The 18,173-nt window shown below is 68.8% G+C and carries 14 protein-coding genes; 11 read left to right on the top strand and 3 right to left on the bottom strand.

Annotated features, from left to right (window positions below; all coding sequences use genetic code 11):
- Nucleotides 1-177: 177 nt before the first annotated feature.
- The 5 genes from AC1VV3_RS06215 to AC1VV3_RS06235 all read left to right on the top strand — a co-directional run bounded on the left by AC1VV3_RS06215 (nucleotide 178) and on the right by AC1VV3_RS06235 (nucleotide 7,332).
- The gene (locus tag AC1VV3_RS06215) at nucleotides 178-1,575 is read left to right on the top strand and encodes an O-antigen ligase family protein (RefSeq protein WP_314464592.1); all 1,398 of its coding nucleotides are present in this window, start codon (nucleotides 178-180) and stop codon (nucleotides 1,573-1,575) included.
- Nucleotides 1,572-3,014, top strand: coding sequence for a lipopolysaccharide biosynthesis protein (locus AC1VV3_RS06220; RefSeq protein ID WP_431566677.1), 1,443 nt, complete (start codon nucleotides 1,572-1,574; stop codon nucleotides 3,012-3,014). Before AC1VV3_RS06215 ends, AC1VV3_RS06220 begins: the two co-directional genes overlap by 4 nt.
- On the top strand, nucleotides 3,011-4,198 hold the full coding sequence (locus tag AC1VV3_RS06225) for a glycosyltransferase (protein ID WP_165921341.1): 1,188 nt from the start codon (nucleotides 3,011-3,013) through the stop codon (nucleotides 4,196-4,198). The genes AC1VV3_RS06220 and AC1VV3_RS06225 overlap by 4 nt, the downstream gene beginning before the upstream one ends.
- Before the next feature lie 180 nt (nucleotides 4,199-4,378).
- On the top strand, nucleotides 4,379-6,748 hold the full coding sequence (locus AC1VV3_RS06230; protein WP_132263845.1) for a GumC family protein: 2,370 nt from the start codon (nucleotides 4,379-4,381) through the stop codon (nucleotides 6,746-6,748).
- Between the two features lie 14 nt (nucleotides 6,749-6,762).
- Nucleotides 6,763-7,332, top strand: coding sequence for a sugar transferase (locus AC1VV3_RS06235; RefSeq protein ID WP_314464598.1), 570 nt, complete (start codon nucleotides 6,763-6,765; stop codon nucleotides 7,330-7,332).
- 68 nt (nucleotides 7,333-7,400) lie between these two features.
- Here the strand turns inward: AC1VV3_RS06235 and AC1VV3_RS06240 are convergent, their stop codons facing one another.
- The 3 genes from AC1VV3_RS06240 to AC1VV3_RS06250 are packed head-to-tail and all read right to left on the bottom strand — an operon-like array spanning nucleotide 7,401 to nucleotide 10,300.
- Nucleotides 7,401-8,066 carry an HAD family hydrolase gene (locus AC1VV3_RS06240; RefSeq protein WP_431566676.1) on the bottom strand — a complete coding sequence of 222 codons (666 nt, stop codon included), beginning with the start codon at nucleotides 8,064-8,066 and terminating at the stop codon, nucleotides 7,401-7,403.
- Entirely contained in the window at nucleotides 8,059-9,117 is a 1,059-nt protein-coding gene (locus AC1VV3_RS06245; RefSeq protein WP_482962038.1) for an ATP-grasp domain-containing protein, read from the bottom strand. Before AC1VV3_RS06245 ends, AC1VV3_RS06240 begins: the two co-directional genes overlap by 8 nt.
- Nucleotides 9,118-9,145: 28 nt before the next feature.
- Entirely contained in the window at nucleotides 9,146-10,300 is a 1,155-nt protein-coding gene (locus AC1VV3_RS06250) for a glycosyltransferase family 4 protein (protein ID WP_431566674.1), read from the bottom strand.
- A gap of 364 nt (nucleotides 10,301-10,664) precedes the next feature.
- Here AC1VV3_RS06250 and AC1VV3_RS06255 point away from each other — a divergent pair, with 364 nt between their 5' ends.
- From AC1VV3_RS06255 to AC1VV3_RS06280, 6 genes are all read left to right on the top strand, one after another.
- The gene (locus AC1VV3_RS06255) at nucleotides 10,665-12,434 is read left to right on the top strand and encodes a hypothetical protein (RefSeq protein WP_134095316.1); all 1,770 of its coding nucleotides are present in this window, start codon (nucleotides 10,665-10,667) and stop codon (nucleotides 12,432-12,434) included.
- A 222-nt stretch (nucleotides 12,435-12,656) separates the two neighbouring features.
- Nucleotides 12,657-13,493, top strand: coding sequence for a glucose-1-phosphate cytidylyltransferase (rfbF, locus tag AC1VV3_RS06260; protein WP_132263855.1), 837 nt, complete (start codon nucleotides 12,657-12,659; stop codon nucleotides 13,491-13,493).
- 55 nt (nucleotides 13,494-13,548) lie between these two features.
- Entirely contained in the window at nucleotides 13,549-14,643 is a 1,095-nt protein-coding gene (gene rfbG / locus AC1VV3_RS06265; RefSeq protein ID WP_482962039.1) for a CDP-glucose 4,6-dehydratase, read from the top strand.
- Nucleotides 14,634-15,854, top strand: a complete 1,221-nt coding sequence (locus tag AC1VV3_RS06270) for a DegT/DnrJ/EryC1/StrS family aminotransferase (RefSeq protein WP_132263856.1) — start codon at nucleotides 14,634-14,636, stop codon at nucleotides 15,852-15,854. Before rfbG ends, AC1VV3_RS06270 begins: the two co-directional genes overlap by 10 nt.
- Nucleotides 15,847-17,118, top strand: coding sequence for a class I SAM-dependent methyltransferase (locus AC1VV3_RS06275; RefSeq protein WP_243654109.1), 1,272 nt, complete (start codon nucleotides 15,847-15,849; stop codon nucleotides 17,116-17,118). The genes AC1VV3_RS06270 and AC1VV3_RS06275 overlap by 8 nt, the downstream gene beginning before the upstream one ends.
- A gap of 98 nt (nucleotides 17,119-17,216) precedes the next feature.
- The gene (locus AC1VV3_RS06280; protein ID WP_482962040.1) at nucleotides 17,217-18,173 is read left to right on the top strand and encodes an NAD-dependent epimerase/dehydratase family protein; all 957 of its coding nucleotides are present in this window, start codon (nucleotides 17,217-17,219) and stop codon (nucleotides 18,171-18,173) included.

Raw genomic sequence — 18,173 nt, forward strand, 5'->3', positions numbered from 1 at the left:
ATGGGCCCGGGAAACATGCGCGCGGCGAAACGTGATCCTTCGGCCGAACGCGCACAAGTTACCAATTGGACTTAGCGCGGCCCGCTCCCTCCCCCTTTTGCGCTAACATCTATGCGCTTGCCTATTGCCCGGACTGGCCTTTGCCTTGGGCCGATCCCCTGCCCATGATCCCGGTCCATGGCCGCTATCCTAACCCAGCTTCCCGACGACGGGGTGCAGCAACCGGCGATCCTGCGGGGCCCGTTCCGGATGGCGGGGGGCTATCGGCCTGCCCGCGCACCGGAATCCCCCTACGACCGCGCCATCGGCTTCCTGCTTCCGGCGGCCGCCTTCTTCCTCAGCTGGTGGCAGGTAGGGCGCATTCCCGCCTTCAACCTGACCATGTCGGACATGATCCTGATCGTCTGCACATTGCTGATGCTCGTCTCGCGCGGGCTGAACGCGCGGATGATGGGGCGCATGTCGGTGCTGTGGGTGGGCGGGATCGTCATGCTGCTGGGCGGCATGCTGGTGGGCTCGACCGTCCACGGCGATTTCACGCGCTGGCCGGTGGTGGCCGGGCAATATGCCTTCGCCCTGGTGCTGATCCCGATGGTCCTGGCCAATTGCTCGCTGACGGCGCTGCGCCGCAGCGGCCTGGCCTATGTCTGGGGCGTGGCGGTATCGCAGGCGGTGGGCGTCGCCCTGGTGAACCTGTTCAGCCGCGACATGATCAACCAGTACGTGAACAAGTACGTGGTCACCGGCAATGGCCGGCTGGGCGCCTTCACCGGCGAGCCCAATTCGAACGGCGCGGTCTGCGTCTTCGCCCTGATCTTCCTGCTCCATGCGGTGATCGAGAAGCGCCTGCGGCCGGTGATCGCCGTGCCGCTGGCGCTCGTGATCGTCGCGGGCCTGGTCTATTCCGCCAGCTTCACCGCCTTCACCGCCACCATCCTGGCGATCGGCTTCATCCTGGCGCTCTCGCGCATGCGCACGGTCGTCACCATCGCGCTGCCGGTGGCCCTGGCGGTGGGCGCCTACGTCGGCCTGGGCGGCCCGGTTCCGGCCGTGTTCGAACAGCGGGTGGGCGACGCGGTCGTCTCCGGCGATCCGACCAAGGCCGGCACGTTCGTCGGCCGCTCGGTGCTGATCCAGGAGGCCTGGCAGATGTCGGGCGACAACCTGCTGATCGGCCTGGGCAGCGACGGATACCGCAAGGCCAGCGTCTACGGCATGCCGGTGCACCAGCTCTACCTCCTGGTGCTCAACGAAGGCGGGCTGGTCTCCTTCATCGGGCTCAGCGTGATGTTCGCCGCCATGTTCGTGCAGGGCCTCTTCATCGCCGGGCGAAGTCGCACCGACGGGGTCTGCGCGCTCGCGATCCTGGGGGTCTTCTTCATGTACGCGATGTCGCTGCCGCACATGTTCGCGCGGATGTGGAACGGGCCGGTGATGCTGATGTTCGCGCTGTCCACGGCCGGGGCCGGAGTCGCCGCCCTCACCGCCACGCGGCGCCCGCAGTGGTACAATCAGGCCGGCCACCGGGATGCAGAACCGGCGGCTGACACAGAACGGACTTCGGAAGCAGGATGACTCCCATCGACAGCGCCAGCAAGGCCTCGTTCCTTCCGCGCCTGCTTTCCCGTTGGCGCGGCAGCGAGATGCTGAAGCCCCATCTGGTCAGCATCGGCCACTTGCTCTCGGGCAATTTCGGCGGCGTGATGATCATGATGGCGAGCCTCGCCATCGCCACCCGCGCGCTTGGACAGGAGCAGTTCGGCATTCTCGCCGTGGTCCTGTCGATCGGGCGCGTCTGCGAACGCCTGATCCGCTTCGAATCCTGGCAACCGCTGGTGCGCTTCGTGGCCGTGGAGGAGGAGAACGGAGACGTCTCGCGGATGTCCTCGCTCTATGCCTACGGCCTGTTCCTCGATGTCGGCAGCGCTCTGGTGGCCGCGGTCCTGAGCGTGATCGTGGCGTGGACGGCCGGCGGGCTGATCGGCATTGGCCATGACAACGTGCACCTCGTGGCGATCTACGCCTGCGCCATCGCCTGCAACCCGCGCGGCATGGCCAGCGCGGCGCTGCGTCTGGCGGGCAGGTTCCGGGTGCTGGCCTATGTGCAGCTTGCCTCCTTCGTGGCCCGCTTCGCCCTCTCGGCGCTGCTTTACGGACTGGGCGGGGGACTGATCTGGTTCGTGCTGGTCTGGACGGTGAGCCAGATCTTCGACTCGGCCCTGTTCAACTACCTCGGCTTCCGCGCCCTGGCGGAGACCGGCATCCCCAGCCCGCTCAAGGCCGACTGGCGCGACCTGCCCGGCCGCTTCCCCGGCTTCATGCGCTTCGCCATATCGACCAACCTGTCCTCCACCCTGCGCACCATGACGCATGAGATGGACACGCTGCTGGTCAGCACTTTCGCGGGCGCCAGCGCGGCGGGGCTCTATTACCTCTCCCGCCGGATCGCCAAAGTGGCGCAGACCGCCGGGGACATGATCCAGACGGTGATCTACCCCGACCTCGCCCGGCTGTGGCGCAAGGTCGGCCCGGCGGCGATGGGACAGCTGGTCTCGGTGCTCCAGGCCTCGCTGGCGGCCATCGCGCTGACGGCAGTGGGCGCCTGCTGGCTGATGGGGCGCCAGGCGATCGAGATCGTGTTCGGGCCGGGCTTCGCGGACAGCTACCAGCTCCTGCTGGTGCAGCTCTTCGCGGTGCTGCTGACGCTCCATGCGACTCCGGCCCGCGCGGCGCTGCTGGCGATGAACCGGCCGACCTACGTGCTGGCCGCCAGCTTCACCTCCACCGCCTCGTTCTTCGCCGTCGCCTTCGTGCTGATCCCCCGCTACGGCGCGCTGGGCGCCAACTACGCGCATATCGCCTTCGGCCTGGTCACGGTGATCCTGCTCGACATCGCGTTCTGGCGCGGCCTCCGCAGCGCCGACCACAACCCGCGCGAAACGGGGCCGGAAGCGGCGCCCAAGGGCCCTGCGGCATCGCCCAAGGCCGCCTTCGCCCTGGAGTCCGAGGCGTGACGGCCCACGCCCCCGCCGGAGACTTCGCCCGCGACGGCGAATTCCCGGGCGGCGACGGGGCGCCGAGGCCGCTGCGGGTCAGTTCGGTCATCACCAGCCTGACCTCCGGCGGGGCCGAGATCCTCGTCACCAACCTCAACGGCGCTTTCGCCGCCCGGGGCGCGGCCGGCACCGTCGTCGCCTTCTGCGACGCCCCCACGCTCGGCAATTCGCCCGAGATGGAGGCCGAACTCGCCGGACAGATCGCCGAGAGCGGCTGCCGTTTCGAATCGATGCAGCTCACCCGCCGACGGGGCCTGCTGCGCGGCGCGCTCGCGCTGCGCCGCCACCTGGCGGCCGCCCGGCCGGACGTCGTCCACGTCCATACCGTGCGCGCGGTGGCCATGATGGCCTTCACCGGTTTCGCCGGCCCGGTGGTCTTCACTTACCACAACAGCCGCCTGAGCTTCCCGCCCGGCCTGTTCGCCGCGGTCGACCGGGTGGTGCATCACTATGTCGCGATCAGCAACGACACCGCGGCCATGTATCGCCGGCTGTCCCGGCGGCCCTATACCCTGATCCAGAACGCGCCCTCGGCCCGCTACAAGGCCAAGGCCCCGCGCGTGGCCGCGCGGCGGCCCGGCAACGTGCTGAGCGTGGGCGCCGTGTCCGACCAGAAGAACTATCCCCTGCTTATCGAGACCGCCCGCATCCTGCGTGACCGCGCCACCGAGGCGATGCCGCCGCCGGTCCTGCGCGTGGCGGGCGGCGGCGAGGGGCTGGAGGACCTGCGCGCGCAAGTGCGGACGCTGGGCCTCGAAGGGGTGGTCGAATTCCTCGGGGAGCGGCGCGACGTGCCGGACCTCATCGCCCGCAGCGACTTGTTCCTCAATACCTCGCACTACGAGGGTTTCTCGGTCGCCATCCTGGAGGCGATGGCCATGGCCATGCCCGTCGTCGCCACTGACGTCGCCGGCAACCGCGGGCTCGTGCGTCCCGCGCAGAACGGACTGCTCTGCGCGCCGGACAAACCCCAGGCCCTGGCGGCGGCTATCATGCGGCTGATGCAGGACAATTCGCTTTACCGGCAGTTTTCCGCGGGCGCGCTGGCCACGAGCCGCGAATATACCATCGAGAATGCCGCCGCCCGGCACCTCGAACTCTACGCGTCGCTGCTGCGGCTGCGCGCTCCCCAAAAGGACTAGTCTCTATTAGGGCGCGCCCGTCCCGGATGCCCTTTTTGCGCGTCCCGGCTTTGATCGCATAGTCCAGACTGAAGATCGCCCCGCGTGGGCGGTCCCGCACCAGGCCCGTCCCGAGGGGGGGCGGCAGGTATTACAGGGCCGCCCTGTGGCGGCGAACTTCACCTCGCTGGAGGGGCACACATGTCAACTGCAATCGCGCCAAGCCCGATCGGCGGCGCGCCGGCGCATTATCGCGGACCGGCGCTGTCGCGGGATGCTTCATCACCATCCGAACAACAAGTCGGGCCACGCGACCTTCTTCGCGTCATCTACCGTCACCGAACGATGATGGCGCTGGTCGTGGGGGTCATCACCCTGGGTGTGCTGGTGCAGCAGTTGCTCTCCCCCACCCAGTACCGGGCATCCTCGACCGTGCAGGTCGAGCTGATCGACGAGGTCGGCACCAACCAGGCGGACGTGAACTCCCGCAATGCCGAGCGCGTGGCCAATGCCGTGCGCCTGCATCGCTCGCGCTCCGCGGCCGAGCAGGTCGTCAACGACCTTCACCTCACCCGCGACAACGACTTCCTCAAGGAACTCGGCAAGGTTCCGGCCGACCGCCGGGCGCTGCAGCAGGCGGCGACCAACAAGGTCCTGTCGATGGTGACGATCAATTCCGAGGCCGGTTCCGACCTTGTCGAGATCGCCGTCACCGCCCGTTCGCCGGTCGTCGCCGCCGAAATCGCCAACCAGATCCCGATCTCGGTCCGCTCGCTGCGCACGATGAAGACCAACGAGCGCCGCTCCGAGCTGCTGGCCTCGCTGGAGCAGGAACAGCAGTCGCGCGCCACCGAAGCCGAGGAGACCGCCCAGCGCGTCGCCGACTTCCGCGGCCAGCACCAGATGCTGACCGGCGCCGGCGGCGAAGAGGACCTGGCCCAGATCAACCGCATCGCCGTGCAGAGCGCCTCGGCCATGGCCGCGCGTGACGCTGCCGCCGCCCGCAGCGCCGGCATCGCCCGCGCCAGCCGGATGCAGAGCACCGCGCTCGCCAGTTCCGGCGTGCTCGACCAGCTCGAACGCACCCGCGGCGAACTCATCGCCGAAACCTCGAAGCTCTCCACCAGCCTCGGGCCGAACCACCCCGACGTGAAGCGCCTGAATTCCCAGCTTGCCACCGTCAACGAGGGCATCACCAAGGAACAGGCCCGCGTCCAGGGCGCCGCCCAGGCCGACGCTTCGGCCAAGGCCTCGCAGATGACCGAGATCGCCCGCAGCGAAGCTGCCGGCGACAGCGCCCAGGCCAACCGCCTGGAAGGCATCGTCGCCGGGCTCAGCTCGACCGCCTATCGCAACACCGCCAATGCCGTGCAGCTCGACAAGCTGGTGCGCGAATCGACCTTGGCCGACGATGCCTACAAGGCGATCGCCGGCCGCGTGGAGCAGGTTCGCGCGCAGATGCAGATGGAGGGCGTGTCCTCCTCGGTCGTCTCGCCCGCCGTGCCGGACTACGACCCGGTCGCCCCGGCGCCGGTCAAGATGGCCATCACCGCCCTGCTGGGATCGAGCGTCCTGGCCTTCCTGATCGCCTTCGCCCGCGACTTCCTGGACGACCGCCTGCGCACCACCGCGCAGATCCGCCGCCTCTTCGGGCTGCCGACCCTGGGCATGCTGCCGCTGCTGAACAACAGCCTGTCGGAAGACCCCAAGGACAGCCCGGTCATCAAGGAGCCGCAATCGCTCTTCGCCGAAGTCGCCCGCTCGACTTATACCGAAGTGCGGGCACTGGACCGGCGGCCCGCCGCCGCCCGCGGGAATTCGCAAGTGGTGCTGGTCACCTCCCCGCTGCCCGGCGACGGCAAGTCCACCGTCTCGCTGACGCTCGCCGCCGCCGGCATCGCCATGGGCGACCGCACGGTGATCCTCGACCTCGACTTGCGCAAGCGCGGCGCGCTCCAGCGCCTCCAGAACGAGATGCACATGCCCGACCTCGTGGACATCGTCTGCGGCCGGGCCGATCTCGACAGCCTGGTGGGCCCGCGCTCGGCCCATCCCTATGACGGTTCGCCCAATGCCGGCACGATCGTCACCGGGCCCGACGGCAGCCAGATCATCGAGCCGGAAGGCGCGAACCAGATCGTGCTGCTCAGCGCCAAGGATCCGGTGGCCGAACCCGCGCTGCTGCTCTCGTCCAATCGCCTGAAGACCCTGCTCGAACAGCTGCGGGAGCGCTTCGAACTGGTCATCATCAACGCCCCGGCAGCCCTTGCCGTGCGCGATGCCCGGGCCATGTGCCACTTCGCGGACCAGACCGTGCTGGTCGCCCGCTGGGGCCACACCACCGGGGACCAGATGCGCGCCGCCCTGGAAATGCTGGACGACAGCGTCAGCGGCGTGATCTTCGACCAGGTCGACTACGTCGAGCACGCCCGTCGCCGCTATGGCGACTCGGTCCAGTACTACGCAGACTCGGCCAGCTACTACTCGTCGCCGGTCCCGGCCCGCGACGAATGGGCCGCCAAGATCCGTCGCTTGTTCCGGGGCCACTCCTGGCGCCCCGTGGAAGCGTGAGCAGGAGCGCGCGAGTGGCCTTCGCTTCCCTTCGATTGCTCGCCTCGCTGCTCCTGCTCACCCTTCTGCCGCTGCTCCTGCTGCTGGGGCTCGGCGTCCTGCTCTCGATGGGTCGCCCGGTGCTGTTCCGACAGCGCCGGGCGGGCCGCGACGGGCGGGATTTCACCCTGCTCAAGCTGCGCTCCATGCGCGAGGCGACGGGGCCGGATGGGCAGCCGCTGCCGGACGAAGCCCGCGTCACCGCCTTCGGCCGCTTCCTGCGCCGCAGCCGGCTGGACGAACTGCCGGGCCTGTGGAACGTCGCGGCCGGGGACATGACTTTCGTCGGCCCGCGCCCGCTGCTGCCCGAGACCATCGCCGGTCTCGGACCACGCGGCGCGGCGCGGGGTCGGGTCCGGCCGGGGCTGACCGGCTGGTCGCAAGTCAATGGCAATACCCTGCTCTCGCTCGACGAGAAGATCGCGCTGGACTTGTGGTACGTGGACAATGCCTCGCCGCTGCTGGACTTGCGGATCGTGGCGCTGACCCTCTGGGTCATGGTCGGCGGCGAACGCCGTTCGCAGGCGGTGGTTCTCGCGGATTGAGGAAGCGCGCGGCGCCGCGGGCGCCTGTTCTTTCTGCGCGTGACTCTTGTGAAAAACCCGGAACCCGATCAGGCCAGCCTCAGTTCGTCCAGCGAAACCACCACATGGTGCGCCGCATGGCCGGGCGTCGGCGCGGTGCAGGCGTGGATGCGCCGCTCGCGCAGGATCTGCACGGTCGTCCACCCTCGGGCGCGGGGCGTCACGAAATCCTTGGCGGCATTGTCGGCAATATAGACGTGGTCCCCCGCAGGACGGCCGGACCATTGCTCGACCATCTCGTAAGCCATGGCATGGGGCTTGCCGCAGCCTTCGGGCAGCAGGCCGGTGAGGATCACTTTGCCGATCCGGTCGAGAAGGCCCAGCGCCGCCACTTTGTTGCCCTGGGTCTGCGCCGGGCCGTCCGTGATGATCGCGCTGGCCCGCGCGCCAAGCCGGTCGAGCAGGCGTCCGGCGTCTTCGGCCAGCGCGATCTCGGGCGCGTGGCCACGGTAGAGCGCCACCAGCGGCGCGACCTCGATCGCGGCAAGCCCCATGGCCGCCAGCGCCGCGTCGAACACGGTGCCGCGGTGCCCTTCGTCCAGCAGCCGCGCGCAGTGCTCGGCATAACCGGTCAGGCCGTGGCTCTCCTCCAGGTGGCGCCCCACGGCCGCAAAACCGCTGCGCGCGAAGTCCCGTTCGAGATAGAGCGTGTCGTCGAGATCCAGCACCACGACCGGATGCGGGATATCAACCACGGAACACGGCGCTGTCGTAGCGCACCATGGTCACGCCCTCGCGCCAGTGCTCGCTGGCGCATTCGGGCAGCCCGGAGACGCGGGCGAGCAGGCTTTCGGCAAAGCGGCCCCCGGCCTGGTCGGCCAGGGGATAGCCGCCGCCGAAGCGGGCGTTGATCTCGAAGACGCGGGGGCCGCGATCGGGATCGTCGATGAGCTGGAAGCAGAGCACGCCCTCGGCGCCCGGCCCGCTCGGAGCCGGGGCAGCAAGATCACCGGCGTCCGGGTCACGCGCATTCAGGCCACGGGCATTCAGGCCACGCGCATTGAGGGCAGCGGCGATGTCTGCGGCGATGGCGATCATGCGCGGCTCGCGCACGGTGCGCCCCTTCTCCACTTCGCCGGCCCGGGTCGAGATGCGCAAGTGCGGGATCGCCGATCGCATCCGCCCGCGCGCATCGAGGTACATGTTGATCGTGTATTCCGGGCCGCGCAGCAGTTCCTGCACCAGCATCGGCTCGGGATAGTCCTCGCGGATGTCGGCCGCCGCGTGCAGCACGCCGATGCCGCGGCTGGCACTGCCGCCCACGGGCTTGGCGAAAAGCGGGAAGGCCCATCCCGAGGGATCGGCGCGCACATCCTCGATCCGCGCGGTGCGCGGCACGGGCACGCCCGCCTCTGCCAGCACGGCGATCGTGCGTTCCTTGTCGCGCACGACGTCGATCACTTCGGGCGCGCTGACGTGGACCAGGGTTCCCACTTGCGCGAAGCGTTCCCGCGCCCGCGAGAGCAGGTCCAGCTCGGTATCGATGGTTGGCACCAGCAAGGCGATCTTCTCGCGCGCGCAGTGCTCCAGCAGGCGTTCGACATAATCGGGCGCCGTGCAGCGCGGCACCGCGAAGGCCACTTCCGCCTCCAGGCAGGCGGCGCTCAGTTCGGGCTGCAGGTCGCAGGCATGGACTTCCGCGCGCAGGCCCAGTTTCTCGGCCGCGCGGCGGAAGCACCGCGTCAGTTCCACCCGGCGCCCGGCCGACGTGAAGAGTATCCGTACCACCCTGTTTCCCCCGTTCATGCCTTCGGCCCCATGATTCCGGCGCCCCTCAACCTTCCGCCCCGGCCCTGCGCCCGGCCGGACCGGACACCGTGACCGACCGCGCGCCACGATGCCGCGGCGAGACGACTTGCGCCAGGACCTGGTCCCATTGCTGGAGTATCCGCGCCGGCTGGAACCGCGCCATGGCCTCTGCGGCCTCGGCGCCCATGCGGCTGCGCGCCAGGGGATCCGCGATCAGGCCCGCCATCGCCTGCGACAGCGCGGCCGGGTCCTCGCTCGCGACCAGCAACCCGCTGCGGCCATGCTCCACCATGTCGGCCGGGCCGAAGTCGCAGTCGGCAGCGATCGCGGGCAGTCCCGCGGCCATGGCCTCGCCCAGCACATTGGGAAAGCCTTCGTAGCGGGAGGACAGGACGAAGATCCCGGCCTCCTCCACCCAGGCGCGCGGCCGGGGGCTGAGCCCGCGCAGCAGGACGCGGCCCTCCAGGCCGAGAGCGCTCACTTGCGCCTCCAGCGCGGCGCGTTCCGGGCCTTCGCCCCAGATGTCGAGCCGCCAGTCCGGCCAGAGCGGCGCCACGGCGGCGAAAGCCTGCACCAGCAGGTCGAAGCCCTTCTGGTGCGTCAGCCGGCCGACCGCGCAGAGGCGCTTCACCTCCCCCTCGGCCCGCATCACGTCAGGCGCGGGCACCGGGTTGGCGATCGTCACCAGCTTGGCCTGCACGGCGGCGGGAAAACAGCGCCTTACCGCCGCCGTCTGGCAGACGATGGCGTCGGCGCGGCGATAGAGCAGGCGCAGCAGCAGGTTCCACAAGGGATGCGTGCCCTGCCGCTCGGGATTGTTGCGCTCGGCACAGACGAGGCGCGTGGGCGTGCCGAGCGTGGCCAGCGCGGCGATCAGGTTGTTCTTGGTCAGAAACGAGACGATCACTTGCGGGTGCCGCGCCTGCAACACCCGCCGCAGCGCCGCGACCCGCCCCGCCATGCCGGCAAAGCCGCTGCCCCCGCCGAGCCGGTGCAGCGTGACCGGCTGCGGCAGGCGGTGGAACACGGGATCCTCCGGCCTGTCGAAGGCGATCACGTCCACCGTATGTCCCGCCGCGCACCAATGGTGCGCGAGCTGGGCGATCACCTGCTCCGCCCCGCCGGCGCCAAGGCCGGAGGCGAGGATCGCGATGCGCATCGTGCTGGTTGGAAGTACCAAGGCCCCCTCTTCCGCCTGCGTGAAAACCTGCCTGCGTGAAAACCGCTTCGTCAATTGCGCCAGAACCTAGCGAAAGCCTGCCCCGCAGGCAGGCGTTCATGCGGTCTAACCCTTTATTGGAGCGGGCGATTTGGGAGCAATGCGGGAGGGCGACCCGGCAGGATCGGGACCATGACGGACCGGGCGACGGCCGAAACATCACGATGAGCCTCCGGCAGGCCCCGGCACCCCCACCCGGCGGTCCGCCGTCATCCTGAGTGGGTACGCCCTAATCGCGCTCACGGTCGCTGGCGGCATCGGCCACACTCCCGTGCCAGGGGTGAGGCCAGGCTGCTGGCGCCGCAGGCAACAGGGGATCCCGATGATGGAACGCGACAGGCCGCAGAACGCGGGGCAAGCCGCGGGGCAGGGTTTGGGCCAGAACGCAGGCCAGAACGTGGGCCAGGCCGCTGGTCAGGGCCGGGACTACGCCGCGCCGCAATCCGCGCCGGACCTCGGCGCCGAACCCGCGGGGCTCTCGGCCGCCTTGCCGCAAGGCCTGAGCGACGGCCCGGGCAATACCGCGCGAACCGCCCCCAGCCCGGCCATCGTCGCCGCGCTCGGCCTGCTGGCCGTGCTGTTCCTGGGGCTGGCCGGACGGATCCTGGCCTTCCCGATCGGACGGGACGAGAACCTGTTCATCACCGTCTCCCGCCTCTGGGGCACCGGCGATATCTACCGCGATTTCGGCTATAACCACTTGCCTTACCTGCCCTATATCCTGGGCGGGTTCTACTGGCTGACCGGCACCGGGCACGTCCTGCTGCTGGGCCGCATGCTGATCGTGGCCGCCTGGGCCATGGCGATCGGGGCGCTCTGGCTGATCGCCCGCCGCCAGCGAACCGGCTTTCCGGCCTTCTTCACCGCCGCCATGCTGCTGATGGGCAATGTCCTCCTGATCGGCCCCCCGGGCATGATGGTGAGCAACAACTTCCTGCCCATTCCCTTCGCGCTCATGGCGATCCACTTCCTGCTCTGCGGACTGGACCGGGAGCGGCCCTCCTGGATGTGCTGCTTCGTGGCGGGCGTGCTGGTCTCGGTGGCGGTGGGGCTCAAGGCCAACTACATCTTCATCGCGCCGTTCCTGGCCGTGACCACGCTGCTGGCGCCGCTGGCCCATCCGCTGCGCCAGCGCCTGACCTGCGGCACCGTGCCGCTGGCGCTGGGCGGGCTGACCGGCGGCATCCCCGCGCTGATCGCCATCGCCTCCGACCCCGACGCCTTCTTCGCGCATACGATCCGCTACTTCACCCAGCTCCAGCCGGTCTACTGGATGCACTCCACCGAGCCCAAAGTGATCGGCGTGGCCCAGAAGATCCTGCTGGCGGAAGACATCTGGACCTCCAACGCCACGCTCCTCGCCCTCGTCGGCGCGGTGGCCCTGGTCGCCCTCCCCCTGCGGCGGCGCGGCTGGCGGGACGGAGTCCTGGCGGTCTGGTCCTGGCCGGTGGTGCTGGCCGCGGTGCTGGCGCTGATGGGCGTGGTCGTGGCCTTCGTGCCCAGCCCGTCCTTCCCGCAATATTTCGCGCCGCCGATCCCCTTCCTGATCCTGCTGGTGGTGCTGCTGCGCGCCCGCACGCTCAGCGAAAACCGGCTGGCGGCCGACGCCGTGCTGCTCTCGCTGGCTTTCGTGGCGCTGCTCTGCGCAGGGTCCAGGCTGGGGCCGGGCCTGATCTCCCTCGCCCGACCGACGTCGTGGGAAGGCGTGAAGATCCACCGCGAGATGCGCGCTCTCGCCCGCAGCGCCGGGGCCTCCTCGGGCGACAGCGTGGCGACGCTCTCTCCGGTGCTGGCGCTGGAGGGCGGCTTCTCGCTGCCGGGCGAGTTCGCCGCCGGCCAGTTCGTCTACCGCGTGGCGGACTACATGCCGCCGCAGGACCGCACTTACTGGACGACAACCTCACCCACCCGGCTGGTGTCCTGGCTCGATGCCAATCACCCCTCGGCCATCCTGATCGGCGGGGAAGAACCGCTGGAGCAGGCTTTCGCGGACTATGCGCGCAGCCACGGCTACCTGGAATTCGCCAGCCGCCGCAACGGCACCGGCCCGGTGCTCTACCGCCGCCCGCTGGACCCGGACGAGGCTTCGCAGTGATCGCGCGGAAACCCGGCGCAGAAGGCGTGGCCGATCCCTCTGCGGAGCCTACCCGAATGGTTCCTTCGGCCATTTGCAGAGCACGGGTTAACCCTTTGGCACCCCTGCTGGCTAAAGCTGCCTAACCCCGATGAACACTTCTCCGCCGGACCGCTCTGCCCTTAACCTTCCCCCATCGACCGGAGAAATTCTCCAGAAAATTCCGACACCGGAGGTGCGGTTATGAAAGTCGTCCTGCTCGCCGGGGGCCTTGGGTCCCGCCTTGCCGAAGAAACGGTCCGCGTCCCCAAACCCATGGTGGAAGTGGCGGGCCGCCCGATCATGCTTCACGTCATGGATATCTACGACCGCTGGGGCCACAACGACTTCATCGTCGCCTGCGGTTACAAGGCCATGGCGATCAAGAGCTTTTTCCAGGACCTCCACCTCATGTCGAACGACTTCACGGTCGGCATCGGCAATGGCGAGATGGCCCTGCGCCCCACTTCCAAGGTCGACTGGCGCGTTTCGGTGGTGGACACCGGCCTGGCCACGATGACCGGCGGACGCCTGAAGCGCCTGCGCTCCTGGCTCGACGACGAGACCTTCATGGTCACCTATTCGGACGGCGTCGGCAATGTCGACCTGGACGCGCTGCTGGCGTTCCACCGCTCGCACGGCAAGCTCGCCACCGTCACCGCGGTCCAGCCGCCCGCCCGCTTCGGCAACCTGGAGCTGGGTGAGTGCGACGGCAACGGCGGCCAGGTGGTCGAATTCACCGAGAAGGTCGTCAAGTACGAGACCTGGATCAACGGCGGCTTCTTCGTCTTCGAACCGGGCGTGCTGGACTATCTCAGCGGCGACGAGGAACCCCTGGAGCAGGCGCCGCTGACGCGCCTGGCCCATGACGGGCAGCTCATGGCCTACAAGCACAAGGGCTTCTGGCACCCGATGGACACCGTGCGCGACCGCGACACGCTGGACAAGCTGGGTACCTCGGCGATGCCGCCCTGGATGGATTTCGAAAACGGCCAGCCGGTGCTCAGCACCGACCTGCCCGCGAAGTTGCAACATGCCTGAACAAGGCACACTGAATCAGGCGCTTGTTTCGGCATATCGGGGCAAGCGGATTCTGGTGACCGGCCACACCGGCTTCAAGGGTGGCTGGTTATGCCTCTGGCTCAGGCAACTGGGCGCAGAGGTCACCGGGGTCGCCTTGCACCGCCCCCCGCAAGGCCCTGACATGTTTCATTCGGTCGACCTGGGGGGGCTGGTCGACCACCGCATTGCCGACATCCGCGACGCCGCCGCCTTCGATGCGGCCTGTGCTGACCTGCGGCCGGACCTGGTGTTCCACCTCGCCGCGCAGGCGCTGGTGCGCCCGTCCTACGACGATCCGGTCGAGACTTTCGCCACCAACGTCACCGGCACCGCCGTCGTCCTCGACGCGGTGCGGCGCATGCCTTCGGCGCGCGGCGTGGTCGTGGTCACCAGCGACAAGTGCTACGAGAACCGCGAGTGGGAATGGCCCTACCGCGAGACCGACGCGCTGGGCGGGGCGGATCCCTACAGCGCCTCGAAAGGCTGCACCGAGCTGGTCGCCGCGGCGTTCCGGCGGTCGTACTTTTCCAGTCCCGACGGCTGCCAGCTGGCCACCGTGCGTGCGGGCAACGTGATCGGCGGGGGCGACAACTCGCTCGACCGCCTGCTGCCCGACGTCGTGCGCGCCACCATGGCCGGCACCGCCGTGACCATCCGCAACCCGGCCAGCGTGCGCCCCTGGCAGCATGTGCTGGAGCCGCTGGCGGGATACCTGATGCTGGGTGCGCGGCTTCTTGGAGAGGATGCGCCGCGCTTTGCCGAGGCCTGGAACTTTGGCCCCAGCGCCGATGGCTTCATCGACGTCGAGGAAATCGCGCGCCACTTCCAGCGGGCCTGGGGCCCGGGCGTGGCGCGGATCGCCTTCGGGCGCCGTCCCGACGACCCGCACGAGGCGGGGCTGCTCACGCTCGATTCCAGCAAGGCCCATGCCCGGCTCGGCTGGCGCCCGCGCCTCTCGACCGAGGAAGCGGTGACGATGAGCGCCGAATGGTACCGCGCCTACGCGCGCGGCAACGCCGACATGCGCGCCTTCAGCGAGGCGCAGATCGCCCGGTACTCCGATCAGCTCTCCGGCTCGGAGACCGGGATCACTGAAACTCTCCAGGGGGAAACAGCAATATGCGCGTGAATTATGGTCAGACCGTCCACGGCGAGGAAGAAATCGCCGCCGTCCTCGAAGTGCTGCGCACCTCCACCCAGATGGGCCCGAAAGTGCGCGCCATGCAGGAGCAGGTCTCGGCGCTCTTCGCCAAGGACCACGGCATCATGGTCAATTCCGGCTCCTCGGCGAACTACCTCGCGATCGAGCTGCTGAACCTGCCCGAAGGCAGCGAGGTCATCACCCCGGCGCTGACGTTCGCCACCACCGTGGCCCCGATCGTGCGCTCGCGCCTGGTGCCGGCCTTCGTCGACTCGGCGGTCGGCACTTACAACATCGACGTCGAGAAGATCGAGGCGATGATCGGGCCGAACACCAGGGCGATGATGATCCCTTCGTTGATCGGCAACCTGCCCGACTGGGACCGCATCCGCGAGATCGCCGACAAGCACGGCTTGATGGTGGTGGAAGACAGCGCCGACACCCTGGGCGCCACCTTGCGCGGCACCAGCACCGGCACCCGTTCGCACATCTCCACCACCAGCTTCTACGGCTCGCACGTCATCAATGCGGCGGGTAACGGCGGCATGCTCTGCGTCTCGGACGAAGACCTCGCCCGCCGCGCGCTGCTGCTGCGTTCCTGGGGGCGGACCAGCTCGCTCTACGTCGATTCCGAAAGCATCGAGAAGCGCTTCAACGTGGCGCTCGACGGCATCGACTATGACGCCAAGTTCCTGTTCGACGAGCTGGGCTTCAATGTCGAGCCTTCGGAAATGGGCGCCGCCTTCGGCCTCGTCCAGCTGAAGAAGCTGGACAACAACATCGCCGCGCGTGAGCACAATTTCGAGCGGCAGTACCAGTTCTTCAAGCAGTACGAGGACTGGTTCGTCCTGCCCGAACAGCTGCCGGAATCGCGTACGGGCTGGCTCGCCTTCCCGCTGACCATTCGCGAGGACGCGCCCTTCACCCGCACCCAGATGCAGATCTGGCTGGAAGAGCGCGACATCCAGACCCGCCCGGTCTTCACCGGCAACATCCTGCGCCAGCCGGCCATGAAGGACGTGACGCTCAAGGCCCCGCCGGAAGGCTGCCCGGTCGCCGATGCGGTGATGAAGGGCGGCATCCTGCTCGCCTGCCACCACGGCCTGACGGAAGCGCATATCGACTTCATGCACGAGACGTTCGAAGGCTTCGTCCGCTCCCTGACGACAACGTCCTCGCGGGAGGCGGCGAATGCTTGAAATGTCCATTCCCAAGCCGGCCGATGCCGCCGATTCCGCCTCGAAGCTCAGCGAATGCCGCGCGTGCAAGGCGCCTTCGCCCTATCTCTTCCTGCCGCTGGGCGACCATGCCCCCGGCCAGATGCTGATCCGCCCGGAAGACCTGGGCGCGGAGCAGCCGGCCTTCCCGCTCAACACCCAGGTCTGCCTGGAATGCGGGCTGGTGGAGATCGCCGACCAGATCCCGGCCGATTTCTTCCGCCACTACCTCTATGTCCCCTCGGGGGCCGCGCGCATGCACACGCACTTCTCGGACTTCGCCGAAGTGCTGGCCGCGCGCGCGGGTGACGGGCTGATCGTCGACATCGGCAGCAACGACGGCCTGCTCCTGGCCGCCTGCAATGCGCTGGGCTGCCGGACGCTGGGCTTCGACCCGGCCGAGAACATCGCCGCCATGGCCGCCGAGCGCGGGGTCGAGACATATATCGACTACTTCACGCCCGCCTCCGCCGAACTGGTCCGCTCGCAGCGCGGCCCGGCGAAAGTGATCGTCACCACGAACACCTTCAACCACATCGGCGACCTGCACACTTTCATGGCGGCCATCAGCATCCTGCTGGCGGACGACGGCACCTTCGTGATCGAAGTGCCCCGCGCCAAGGAATACATCGACCACACCGAATTCGACAATATCTACCACGAGCACGTCTCCGAGTTCAGCCTGCTCTCGATCGTCAAGCTGGCCGCCTTCTTCGACCTCGAAGTGACCGACGCGCTCTCGCTGCCCGACATTCACGGCGGCTCGATGCGGGTGTTCCTGAACCGCAAGGCGGCCGGGATCGGCCCCTCGCAGTCGGTCGGAACGATGCTGCGCGACGAACTGGCCGGCGGCATGCTGGTCCAGGAGACCTATGACGCGCTCGCGCTCGAAGTGGAGGACATGGGCCGGGACATCCGCGCCATGCTCGACGAGATGAAGGCCCAGGGCCTGAAGATCGCCGGCTACGGCGCCTCGGCCCGCGGCAACACCCTCATCACCCATTTCGGGATCGACACCGATTACCTCGACTTCCTGGTGGACCGGAATCCGCTGAAGCACGGCCTCTATTCGCCGAACACGCGCATTCCGATCCGCCCGGTCGAGGCGATCGAGGAAGAGAAACCGGACGTGCTCTTCGTGCTCGCCTGGAATTTCTTCGACGAGATCTTCGAGCAGCAGGCCGCCTTCCGCGAACGCGGCGGCCGCTTCCTCGTGCCCCTGCCCGTGCCGAGGATCGTCTGCTGAACCGATCAAGCCGGGCCGGAGCGTAATTTCCGGCCCGGATCTTTTGCGGAAGGCCGGATTGTCGTGGAAGGCCGCAATTCTTGTAGAAGGGTCGCCAAGTGGCCGAAGGCGTAACGCTGCTCACAGGTGCCGGCGGCTTCATCGGCGCGCACCTCGTCCGCCGCCTTCTCGATGAGGGCGGGGACGTCCATGCCATCGTGCGCCCCTCCACCGAGCTGGGGCGGCTCTCGCCCTTTGCCGAACGCCTGACGATCCACCGCATCGACTTGTCGGACCGGCTGGAGATCCGGCGCTGCATCCGCGGCATCGCGCCCCGGCGCGTGTTCCACCTGGCGGCCGAGACCCGCCTGCCGCCCCAGCCCGATTTCGCGGCGGCCCGCGCCTCCCACGCCATCTACCTCCAGCCCGCGCTCAACTTGCTCCAGCCGCTGGCCGAGCTGCCCCGGCCCCCGGAAGTGGTGGTGCGCGCAGGGACCATCGCCGAATATGGCCGGGCCGCGCTGCCCTACCAGGAAGACGCCCGCGCGGTGCCCTCCACGCCTTATGGCGCGGGCATGCTGGCGACCACCGAGGCCATCGCCATGCTGGCCCCGCGCCTGCCCTTCCCGGTCGTCACCGCGCGCCTGGCGCTCTGCTACGGCCCGGGCCAGGCCCCCAGCTTCCTGATACCCGCGCTGATCGACGCCTGCCTCTCGCGCCAGCCGATGACGATCCGCCGCCCCGCCGACCGGCGCGACCTGATCCATGTCGACGATGCGGTCGACGCGCTGCTGCAGATCGCCCGGCAAGCGTCGGGGCGGGATGTCCCGGACTGCGTGAACATCTGCTCGGGCGACGCGCCGACGATGGAGGAGGTCGCCTGCCGGATCGAGGCCATGACCGGCTGCCCGGAGAACTTCCTGCCGCGGGCCGAGCCCGAGGACGCGCCCGTGGAGCTTTGCTCCAGTCCCGACCTTGCCGCCGGCGTGCTCGGCTGGCGCCGCCGCATCGAACTCGACGAAGGCCTCGCCCGTACCATCGCGGGCGAGCAACTCATGTGCACGAAAGCAGGATAG

This window comes from Novosphingobium sp. BL-S-34 (genome assembly GCF_056857015.1).